The organism is Actinacidiphila acidipaludis (assembly GCF_019890725.1).
Taxonomy (GTDB): Bacteria; Actinomycetota; Actinomycetes; order Streptomycetales; family Streptomycetaceae; genus Actinacidiphila; species Actinacidiphila acidipaludis.
Genome location: NZ_JAINZZ010000131.1, coordinates 1 through 1,725, shown reverse-complemented (window position 1 = coordinate 1,725; position 1,725 = coordinate 1). Strand labels below are relative to the sequence as shown.

2 protein-coding genes are annotated in these 1,725 nt (G+C 65.3%); one reads left to right on the top strand and one right to left on the bottom strand.

Annotated features, from left to right (window positions below; translation table 11 throughout):
• Positions 1-17: 17 nt before the first annotated feature.
• Positions 18-1,244, bottom strand: coding sequence for an RNA-guided endonuclease InsQ/TnpB family protein (locus K7862_RS36975; RefSeq protein WP_222970175.1), 1,227 nt, complete (start codon positions 1,242-1,244; stop codon positions 18-20).
• 24 nt (positions 1,245-1,268) lie between these two features.
• Between K7862_RS36975 and tnpA the strand changes: the two genes are divergently transcribed.
• Positions 1,269-1,697, top strand: coding sequence for an IS200/IS605 family transposase (gene tnpA / locus K7862_RS36970; RefSeq protein ID WP_222970173.1), 429 nt, complete (start codon positions 1,269-1,271; stop codon positions 1,695-1,697).
• Positions 1,698-1,725: the final 28 nt, after the last annotated feature.

Below are 1,725 nucleotides of genomic sequence, written 5' to 3'. Positions count from 1 at the left end.
TTGACATCCTCTCCGCCCTAAAGGACGGAGATTCCCGCCTGCCTGTCGGTGGTCACCGGCTGGGGCTTCGGGTGGGTTCCTGTTTCTTCGCGCTGTGCCGGGACGAGTCCCGGTCTTACCCGCGCTCCGCAGGCTGATACGGCCAGTCCGGCCGCCCTGGCGACGTTGATCGCCGCGTTGATGTCCCGGTCCAGATGGGCGCCGCAGGCTCCGCATGTCCATGTACGGACGTTTAGGGGCTTGGGGCCGTCCTTAACGCCGCACTGCGAGCACACCTGAGACGTCGGCTCGAAGCGTCCGATGCGGATGAGGGTGCGGCCGTACTTCGCCGCTTTGTACTCCAGCATCGTGGTGAACGCCGACCATCCGGCATCGTGCACGGACTTGGCGAGGCGGGTGCGGGCGAGCCCTTTGACCGCCAGGTCTTCCACTGCAACCGCTTGGTTTTCGCGGATCAGCTTGGTGGAGAGCCGGTGGTGGAACTCACGCCGCGCATCGGCCGTCCGTGCGTGGGCACGCGCAACATTGACCCGGGCCTTCGCTCGATTCTTCGACCCCTTGGCCTTGCGGCTGAGATCCTGCTGCGCCTTCCTCAGTTTCTTCTCGGCCCGGCGCAGGAAGCGGGGGCTGTCGATCTTCGTGCCGTCCGAGAGGATCGCGAAGTGCGTCAGTCCCAGGTCGACGCCGGCCACGATGTCCGTGGCGGGCAGCGTCTCGGGCTCGGTCTCGACCACGAACGAGGCGAAGTACCGTCCCGCGCTGTCCTTGACCACGGTCACCGTGGACGGGGTGGACGGCAGGGAGCGCGACCACCTGACCGTTACGTCACCGACTTTCGGGAGCCGGAGCTTACCGCCGGTCGTGATCTTCCATCCGGCATTGGCGGTGAACCGGACCGACGGCCGGGTGTCCTTGCGGGACTTGAACCGGGGTGGCCCCATCTTCGGCCGCTTGCCCTTGAGGCCGTCGAAGAAGTTCTTGTAGGCGGTGTCCAAGTCCCGGAGAGACTGCTGCAACACGACCGAGGACACCTCGGCAAGCCATGCCCGCTCGGGGGTCTTCTTAGAGGCGGTGAGCTGCTTGGACAGCTCGCCGGACGGGATGAAGGGCAGCCCGGCGGAACGGGCGGTCTCACGGGCCCGAAGGGCGTCGTTGAAGACAACCCGAGCACACCCGAACGCCCGCGCCAACGCCATGCGCTGACCGGCACTCGGGTACATGCGGAAGCTGTACCGAAGCTGCATGTCGATCATTATACCCTTTGGTTTATGTCACCACGGTGGAAATCTAATCCCGATGTACGTACCGGCCGTCACGTCGTCTACAACCTTCACGTCCACTTGGTCTTTGTCACCAAGTACCGGCGCAAGGCCATGACCGACGCCATGCTGACGCGGTGCGAGGAGATCATGAGGGAGGTCTGCGCGGACTTCGAGGCCGAGCTGAAGCAGTTCAACGGCGAGGACGACCACGTGCACCTCCTGGTGCACTACCCGCCCAAGGTCCAGCTCTCGAAGCTGGTCAACTCCCTCAAGGGAGTGTCGGCCCGGATGCTGCGCAAGGAGTACGACGCGCACGTGCGCCGGTACCTGTGGGGCGGGCACTTCTGGTCCGGCTCCTACTTCGCCGGGTCCTGCGGCGGCGCACCGCTGACCGTGGTCAAGCAGTACATCGAGAACCAGAAGCGGCCCGTCTGACCGTCACGGCAAGGGCGCAGCGAACTCC